This window comes from Veillonellaceae bacterium (assembly GCA_012523975.1).
Lineage (GTDB): Bacteria > Bacillota > Negativicutes > JAAYSF01 > JAAYSF01 > JAAYSF01.
In genome coordinates, this window is record JAAYSF010000070.1 from 1 (window position 1) to 9,223 (window position 9,223).

Here is a 9,223-nt window from a genome sequence, read left to right on the forward strand (position 1 = left end):
GAAACACGGGGACAGGGACACCGTTTCATTAGTATGATACCGATACTTGCTATGCCAGAATTTACCAATGCCCCTTCTTTGACCATCTCAATATAGAACCTAATAATTAGTCATATCGCTGAGTGTTAGTAAACACTACAATTTAATGCTCGCCTTAGTGTTGTCTTATAGTCAAACCCTTTCTTAGTCGGACCAAAGGGAGAATTTACCGGTACATCAACAATTGGCAATCCTGCATTTTTAAGCTCCTGACTAACCAAATCATATATAGATTTCATTACTATTATAATTCTTTCGGCATTCAACTCTTTCAGTTCAGTAATTAAGGCTGGTACGCCATCGATAATAGCTTGCCTTCTATCCTTTGACTTAGACTTATTAATTGGGTATTTTACCGTATCAACCAGATAAACACCTACAACTTTTAACTGTTCCAAAACAGCTATCTTTTCTTCTTTTGTTCTTACAGATATATTATTATCGTCTAATATTACTTTAGCAGTTTCCCTTAAAAGAATGTCTTTCTGATTATTGGCATACTCGACATTATAGAAATATTTCAATTGACTAAAATCATTGTTTTGAGGCATTGCTGGCGGACTTTCAGCTAACAATACAATTTTAATATTATCGGGTTTAAACTTCATTGCCATTGCTTTATAAATATCTTCTGTCATTTCACTTACCATTACTTTATCACCCCTTCTACCCAGGGAGAAAACAGCATCAAAATTTTGTCAATAATACTGTTCTCATTTAACATAGTAGAACTATTGTTGAACTCTTTAACTCCCCCGACCTCTAGTTCTACCGAAAGACAGGGGGACGGTGGTGCTGTCCTGCAAACAGTTAATATTATCATCAAAGACATCGAAAACAATTGTGGACACAACCACCGTCCCCTTGTCTCCCGCCTAAAAAGTCAAGCTCAAAAAAAAATTTGATATTTGATGGAATGTCTGCTATTACAGTCATTATTTGAGCCAAAATTGCTTGTCCATCTTCTGGTGTTATAAAAATTTCTTTATCGAACCCTTGACAAGATGCAATATCCCTTATTGGCAAGCTAAAGACCTCTCTCTTCAACATCCCACCCCCTTGCCTTTTGGGTAATTATACCAATAATATTAATTAGAAACAAATCTTGATTTTCATTTTTTTATTTGGTATAATGCGGCATTTTTCAATACTTCTCTTAGAGACGATTTGGGGAGTGCAAACCTGCAGCCAAGTAGGTTGACTGACAGATTAATGCTTATTCAAGACGACCATTGCAAAATAGTAAAAATAAAATTTTTATATAACCCGAAATTATAAAATCCATAGCCTTTTCCTCGGAAACTGGCTGACTATCCAGAGCTTATGTCCTAGAAGGTAACAAAGTCCAATTCTCTTGCGCCAGCTGCCTATGGCACCTGCTGGGTAATATGGAAAGCCGACGGCATTGTTAAGTGGCATTACACCAAAGCACGTTTTGAATAAATTATCACAATGGCTAAGACTACGATAGTTTAATATGTAACAGAAGAGTAAAGGATAGCTACGCTATCCCTTTACTCTTCTCATTTGCCAAATTCCGATTATCAAAAAAATTACGGTATATACCATTAGTACGCCGATAGACAACAAAGAAGGATCTTGACTCATGCCAGCCATGCGCAATCCATGGCTGGCATGAGTCAGCGGCAATATCTCAATAAGATAATGCATTAAAGTCGGCAGACGCTCTGTAGTAAAAAAAGTAGCACATAAAAACGACATAGGAGTCAATACATAAGTATTGAAGTTTGCCATTTCTTCATGGGAGTTCATAATCATAGCCGCTACAAAGCCAAGTCCAGAGAACAGAGCGCAGTTTAAAAGCAGTATAGGCCAAAACCAGCCAGAAATGGTTAGTGTAGCCCCAAAAACAAATGCCAATATAATAATTATAAGTGAAGATATTATACCGCGGATCATTCCGGATACCACTTTACCAATCACAAAAGATGCAGCAGTGATTGGAGCAATTTGATATTCTTCTAAGGTCTTATGATAAAGACGGCTCATATTCACAGGGGTGCCGACTGCATTGAAACTAATGATCATGGAGTTTAAGGCTAAAATACCCGGGACAATAAAGTCTAAATAACTTCCCCCCCGCACTTGGATTTGGCTACCAAGACCCCAGCCAAACGCAACTAGATACAGAACCGGGGAAACCATTCTGGATAAAATGTACCTGCCCAACCGTCGCCGAAGGACAACCCAGTCCCGCCATATTACTGTTTTAATATCTGCTAACATTAGTCTTTCACTTTCCTTCCTGTTAACTCAACAAATACATCTTCTAAATTCGTATTTCGTATCGTCGTGGCAGTGTCAAGACTATTTATAAAAGCTACAGCATCAGATCGCTCATCAAAAAAACGTGCTTTAATACCGTCAGCCTCCGACCATTCCACCGTATATTGACCTACCTGACGACGCAGGGCAGCCGGTGTGCCTGATATTATCAGCTTGCCTTTTTCCAATATGGCAACTCGCTGACAGAGAGCCTCGGCTTCTTCAATGTAGTGGGTAGTAAACAAAACGGTTAGGCCCTGATGATTAAGACTCAAAATTAAATCCCACAGCCGCCTTCGTACCTGCGGATCGAGACCAACAGTAGGTTCATCCAAAAATAATATTTTAGGGCGGTGCATTAGTGCTCGGGCAATCATTAGCCGCCTTTTCATACCGCCTGAAAAGGTATTTACCATTTCGTCAGCTCGGTCATTCAGTTCAACATACTTAAGAAGTTCTTTGATTCGCTGCCGTCTTTCTTGGGTGGGAATATGATGTAACCGCCCATGAAGTTCTAGGTTCTCCCAAGCCGTCAGATCGGCATCTAAGTTTAAGTGCTGGGGAACGCAGCCTAATAATGCTTTAATATTCTTGGCTTCTTCAGGTAAAGGAAGCTTATTGACAGTGATTGTACCGGCACTATGGGAGGCTAACATCGTAAGAATACGAATTAAGGTCGTTTTACCGGCACCATTTGGTCCTAGTAAGCCGAAAATTTCTCCTGTCTCAATAGATAAGCTTACATTATCCAGCACCGTCCGGCTGCCATATTGCTTAACCAAATCATTAATCTGGATCATAAACTAACCCCTTTTTTGTACAATAGGCTGGTCTGCAGACGCCACCAAACAACGGGGAATGCATATCGGCCGCTTGTTACTGTCCAGCCAGATATCAGCTTCTACATTAAATACCTCTCGAAGTGTATCAGTCCTTATGACTTGTTCCGGAGTTCCAACTGCGAACAGACTCCCCTTATTTAATACAGCAATGCGATCGGAATAGCGCGCAGCATGATTCATGTCGTGCAGTACCATTACTACTGTAATGCCCTCGGAATTGTTGAGCGCGGTTACCAGTTCTAATATCTCAAGCTGATGACAAATGTCTAAATAGGTAGTCGGTTCATCCAGCAACAGAATCCGTGGTTTTTGCGCAAGCGCCATGGCCAGCCAGACCCGCTGCCGTTCTCCCCCAGATAAGGTACTGACCAGTCTATCAGATAAGCTGGTCAGTTTGGTGCGTTCCATGGCCCAATCCAAGGCCAAACTATCTTCTCTTTTTGTATTTTTCCACCAATGCTGGTGAGGAAACCGGCCGTATTCGACCAATTCCCTTACAGTAAGATCACTCGGCGCACTGGTTGATTGGGGCAACACAGCCATCAAGCGTGCCAGCGCACTGGGATTGTAGGAATGTATGGCCTTATTATCAAGCAAAATATTACCTTGCTGGGGTTTTATGTTTCGTGCTAAGGTTTTTAGCAGCGTACTTTTCCCAGAGCCGTTTGGGCCGATTATCGACAGAACTTCTCCGCCTTTAATTGTTAGACAAAAATCCTTGAACAAGTATTGATCATCGAAACCCAGCGATATATGAGTTGCCTCTAACATGCTGTTTTACGGCTCCTTTCTCAAGAGGTATAGAAAAAAGGGGGCGCCGGCAAAAGCCATAATAATACCTACAGGCAGTTCAACCGGTGAAAATAGCGTTCGCGCCAAAGTATCACTAACGGTAATTACGGCAATTCCTAGCAAGGCTGAGGCCGGGATTAAAAATCGATAGTCTGAGCCGATAATAAGTCGGGCGGAATGAGGCACTACTAAGCCGACAAACCCCAGCAAACCTGCAACACTAACAGCGCTCGCCGCTAATAAAGCCGCTACAACCGTCAAAGCTAATCTCGTCCGCTCGACGGACAGTCCCAGTCCGGACGCAACTTCATCGCCAAGTTCTAAAACATTGAGAGCTTTTGCACTAAACAGAGCCAACAAGCCGCCAGCAATGCTATAAGGAAGAATTGCATACAGATGCGGCCAGCTTCGTGCTGAAAGGCCGCCCACCATCCACATCAATGCCCCATGAACCCGATCACTGTAAAATACCAGTAAGCCTGCAATTCCCGCCCCAAGAAAAGCGGAAACTGCCACACCGGCCAAGATAATCCGTACCGGACGGATGCCGCCTTTCCATGCCAAAATATAGATGGCAAAAGCTGCTCCCATAGCCCCGGCAAAAGCTGCCGGGGTAAGAAGATACTCATGATGAGGGAATAAAATCAAGATAACGATTCCAACAAGTCCTGCCCCAGAGGAAACACCGATAATATGCGGATCAGCAAGCGGACTTCTCATTATCGACTGGAGCAAAGCTCCGGAAAGAGCCAGATTCATCCCGACCAAAGCAGCAACCAACGTTCGCGGCAGCCGGATATTCCATATAATCTGGCTTAGCGAAGTTGAATTGGGATTAAGGAGCGTATTAATGACCTCTCCCACTGGAATGCCAGATGCGCCTTGGGCTAGACTTAGCAGTATCCCGCCCCCGGCAACAGCAGCCAACAAACCAAGCATAAGCAGCCGTTGTGTCATTCTATGACTGCGACCAGTAAACAACTCTGGCTTATTTTGCACTGCCATACACCTCAGGATATACAAGCTTGCCCATATACTCCACAGCCTCTGGCATCCTCAGACCAGGATTCAACAAAAAGAGTTCTGACGGCAAAAAATAAACCTTTTGTTCTTTTACCGCCCGCAGACTTTTCCAAGCTGGGTTGCTTTGCACATCTGCCCACATCCGTTTCTCGATCTCAGCCTTGTCCCCCATGGTTACAACAAACATGATATCAGGGTCATTTTCCACAAGTTTCTCCATACTGTAAGGAACTGTATCGTTATCAGCGTTAACAGGCATGCTGCCTGCAGCAATGTTGACAAGCCCAAGTTCCTTTGCAATACTTCCGGCGATTGTTGTATCAAGTTCAACTGTGACGCTCTTGGAAGTAGCATGTAAAATCGCAACCTTGCGGCTTTTGTCCACCGGTAATTTCGCAATAATTGTCTGAATCTGTGACTGTATGTTTTGGATAACCAACTCAGCTTTGGCCTGCGTTCCGGCAATGCTGCCCAACAGACGAGTAATCTCTATATTATCTTCCAATGTTTTATATCTCAGGATAATAATCGGGATATTATTGCTTTCCATACTTGGCACTAACTTTTCATGCAGCCCTTGAACGCCAATTACGAGATCCGGCTGAAGTGCTGCCAGTTTTTCCAAATTGATATTATATACAAAGCCAACCTCGGGAACACTAAGTGCCGCTTGGGGTATTGTGCCAGACTTCGAATTGGGCCGTCCAATAGCCTTGCCATCAACACTGTATAATAAATTTACAAATGATGGTGATAGTAAAACAATTCTTTGGGGTTTTTGCGGAATGGTGACAGTGCGCCCGATACTGTCTTTAATTGTCAAGTATGCCGATGATGGTAAAGAATCCGGTGTAGTTCGGGGCTTACTTCCGCTAAAACATCCTGCCGTTAAAAATGAAATAAGCAGTATGTTTACCAGCGCAAGCATCAGCAATCGCTTGCTCAAGGTCTTCACTTCCTTCTTCGGGATATAATCGTTGATAAGTAATTAAGCTGTTGAGTTTTTTCGGTATCCTGCAATTTATCAACTACAACTTCGTCCTCCAACCCACACCGGCTGGTCAGGACGGCATGCTCGGCTAAACCATGACGCTCTAACTTTTCCACTACTTGGTTAAAATTTTTGTAAACCTTCATTAGAACCACATTATCAGACACAGCAAGCGCTTTATCCAATTTGTCATCGTCCATAGTGGCAGGTATAATGCTTAATACATCATCGCCTTCTACCAGCGGATAGCCAAGCCGGCTGCCAATAGCACAAAAAGCGGTAATCCCAGGAACAGTTTCGATAGGATAACCGCAGTTTTCCAAAAGCCGATAAACGTAAATATAAGTGCTGTAAAACATCGGATCGCCCAGAGTAAGAAATACGACTTTTTTCCCTTGTTTCAACAAATCCAAAATTATTCCTTTATTAGTATCCCACGCCTCAGACAATGTTTCGGTGTCAGACACCATCGGAAAAACCAATGTAATAATCTCCGTGCTTTGATTTAAGAACGGCTTGGCGATTGTAAATGCCAGACTTTCTTCTTTCTTTTCAGTTTTAGGTGCGATGATGACATCGGCCTCCTGAATTACCTTGACTGCTTTTAGAGTAAGTAAGTTAGGATCCCCTGGACCAACTCCAACGCCGTAAAATATTCCTGTCATAGTTACCTCCAAAGTATAAAGCTAATTTACGATAAAACGGCGCAAAATCAACCCCGGCCATTGGCCAGGGTTGATTTTATCACGCTTTTACACGACGATAAAGCGCGACTTGCTTAAGATAGCGTTTTAACTCCATCTGAAGCTTAGTCGTACTTATCCAGGGACTTAGACGTTGTTAACTCTCACTTAAGAAACTTGGAGTCTTACAGCGTCTTGGTCATAGGATAAGTCCTAGAATGTATAATTCAATGTTATTTCGGTCGAGTTATTCTTGACACCATTTGAAATTTGTTTTTGATCTTTATAAACTGCCTCCAAGCTTAAAGCATCGTTGATTTGATAATTTGCCCCATAATGGATGCCGCGGTTATCGTTGTCAAAGTCACTGCCGCCGCCCATGCTGGCTTGTTCCTCAACTCTGAAACCGGTAATGGAGGCAGCTGCCTTTCCATCGAAATCATAACCCCATACTACGGCATACGCCTTATTAGAGACACTGCTATTTGATTTTGCAAATTCAGCGGTTAAATTATGCTTTCCGTATTTATACGTGCCGTCAACAGCCAAATGGTTGGTGTTTGCTTGGCCAGCTTCTTTATTAACATAGCGGGCTGCTGTTGCTCCATAAGTCCAAGTATCATTCGGACTGTATGCAGCCCTCACGGCATACAAGCGATTATCGTCCGAACTGTAATTGTCTTCCTGCCCAAAGAAGGCTGAGATTTCAGTATTTCCTACATTACCATTGATCAAAAGACCGTCTGCAAAGGCGCCTTGACCAATATTCGAGTCCGACCGGCTGTATAAGAGAGCAGTTGCCCCGACGGTAATATCTTGGCGGCCAAGTTTGTAAGTCAGCTCATCCTTGTTCCAAATTACCCCAAATTGGTCCAATGCGAAAACTTCTTTCTTGCCATCACTATAATACGGGGTATCAAAATCTCTAAATTGAGTTTTTGATACATTTTGTGCTCCAAGGCGGGTGTATAAAAATGTGTTTTCATTCAACTTAGCTTTAGCTTTTAATGTCAGCGTTGAAACGAGACCATCTTTCGCGGACTCACCGTCTTCATGATCGCGTTGATATTTTAGCGACAAATCACCGGAAAGTTCTACCGGATCGGCCAATGCAACCGGAGCAAAGGCGAGATTGAGTAGTGTGCATAAAGCAATTAAAGTCGTTTTTTTCACCTTAGAATCCTTCTTCCCAACGATAACTCGAAATCGTTATTTATTTTCTTTCATAGGTTTGCTCAATTACATCTTTTACGTGTTGAACATAGATGTCTTGAATAGCTGAATTTTCTCCCAGACCATGGACATAGGTATCTACTTTAAATCCGGCCTTAAGGAGCTGCGCTTTGGCTGAGTCGTCTTCGTCACCGGCCATATCATTATTGGCATGATCGCCAGCTACCAGCATGAACGGCATTAAGGTAACTTTCTTTATTTTATTTTCTTTTAATTTATCGATTACTCGTTCAAAGGTCGGATATCCTTCAACGGTATATACAAATACATTATTCAGACTGGCATCAGCCATTTTCATTTGGAGTACAGCATAAGCAGCATTGGAAGGGTGAACCCCGCCATGTCCCATGAATACTACAGCTTCACGGCGTCCTAATTCAGGGAACTGCGTTTGTACGGCTTTGATGGCTGTTGCATAATCATCGGGTTTTTCTTCCTGGCCCATATAGTACAGCATCGGCCGGCCGAGCGATATTTTATCAAAGGCTTTACTTTGCTCATAGGAATTTACAATACTGCGAACTTTTTCATATTCAGCGCCGGCTTCAATGTGAAGAGGCTGAACAATTACTTCTTTGTATCCTTCAGCTTTTAGACGTTCTAAAGCTTGTCTTTCAGTATCCACTTGGATGCCATCTCTTTCAGCTAACCTTTTGATAATGATTCGGGAGGTAAAAGCGCGGCGAACCTCATAATCAGGAAAAACAGCCTGGATTTTGTTTTCTACACTTTCAATTGTCAATTTGCGGGTCTCAGGGAAGGTAGTACCAAAACTTACCACAAGGATAGCTTTTTTGTCTTTTACCGCTGGCGCTGCAGAAGCCTTATTACCGAAGCCGGCAGCTCCAGAACTCATTGTAATAAAAAGGGCCAAAACAAGAATCGAAACGATTTTTTTCATTTTTCTTCCTCCTTGAATTAGTATCTTTCAGTTTACTTATGGTTTATGGATCGACCTCCTGTATCACCCGCCTCTCTGCTTGTCGTAAAAATTAAGTTTATAGTTAATGCTAATTAATTTAAAAGGGAGTCCCTATGCAGGGACATGTTGCGGTTCCCAAACGCAACCATGGAAAAATATTAGAGTTACATGAGTAACGAAACCCGCAAATTGGCTATCCGGCAAATAAGAAACCCTCTCTGAAAACCATACAGAGAGGGTGATATCACCAAGAGTAGTAAATCCAAATAAAAATCCCGGCATAATAATAGCCGGGAAGGATAGATTACTCCAATGAATAAATCCCCTCCCCATCGCGCGTGGGTAAATAAAACGGTGATTGTTAGATAGGCAGTTCTCCTGGCTCTGGATCATCGCTCCCCCAAACCTTCCC

9 protein-coding genes are annotated in these 9,223 nt (G+C 42.7%); all 9 read right to left on the reverse strand.

Features of this window, described 5'->3' with window-relative positions; translation table 11 throughout:
- Window positions 1-125: 125 nt before the first annotated feature.
- The gene (locus GX348_09180; GenBank protein NLP42351.1) at window positions 126-689 is read right to left on the reverse strand and encodes a hypothetical protein; all 564 of its coding nucleotides are present in this window, start codon (window positions 687-689) and stop codon (window positions 126-128) included.
- Between the two features lie 856 nt (window positions 690-1,545).
- Window positions 1,546-2,286, reverse strand: coding sequence for an ABC transporter permease (locus GX348_09185; protein NLP42352.1), 741 nt, complete (start codon window positions 2,284-2,286; stop codon window positions 1,546-1,548).
- Complete coding sequence (locus GX348_09190; GenBank protein ID NLP42353.1) at window positions 2,286-3,125, reverse strand: ABC transporter ATP-binding protein; 840 nt, start codon at window positions 3,123-3,125, stop codon at window positions 2,286-2,288. Before GX348_09190 ends, GX348_09185 begins: the two co-directional genes overlap by 1 nt.
- 3 nt (window positions 3,126-3,128) lie before the next feature.
- Entirely contained in the window at window positions 3,129-3,938 is an 810-nt protein-coding gene (locus GX348_09195) for an ABC transporter ATP-binding protein (GenBank protein NLP42354.1), read from the reverse strand.
- A 6-nt stretch (window positions 3,939-3,944) separates the two neighbouring features.
- A complete protein-coding gene (locus GX348_09200; protein ID NLP42355.1) occupies window positions 3,945-4,916 on the reverse strand; it encodes an iron ABC transporter permease in 972 nt (323 codons plus the stop codon).
- 31 nt (window positions 4,917-4,947) lie between these two features.
- The gene (locus GX348_09205) at window positions 4,948-5,910 is read right to left on the reverse strand and encodes an ABC transporter substrate-binding protein (GenBank protein NLP42356.1); all 963 of its coding nucleotides are present in this window, start codon (window positions 5,908-5,910) and stop codon (window positions 4,948-4,950) included.
- Window positions 5,911-5,933: 23 nt separating this feature from the next.
- Window positions 5,934-6,638 carry a precorrin-2 C(20)-methyltransferase gene (cobI, locus tag GX348_09210; GenBank protein ID NLP42357.1) on the reverse strand — a complete coding sequence of 235 codons (705 nt, stop codon included), beginning with the start codon at window positions 6,636-6,638 and terminating at the stop codon, window positions 5,934-5,936.
- A 231-nt stretch (window positions 6,639-6,869) separates the two neighbouring features.
- The gene (locus GX348_09215; protein NLP42358.1) at window positions 6,870-7,829 is read right to left on the reverse strand and encodes a porin; all 960 of its coding nucleotides are present in this window, start codon (window positions 7,827-7,829) and stop codon (window positions 6,870-6,872) included.
- A gap of 40 nt (window positions 7,830-7,869) precedes the next feature.
- Window positions 7,870-8,790: a sirohydrochlorin cobaltochelatase gene (locus tag GX348_09220; protein ID NLP42359.1), complete on the reverse strand. Its 921-nt coding sequence runs from the start codon at window positions 8,788-8,790 to the stop codon at window positions 7,870-7,872.
- Window positions 8,791-9,223: the final 433 nt, after the last annotated feature.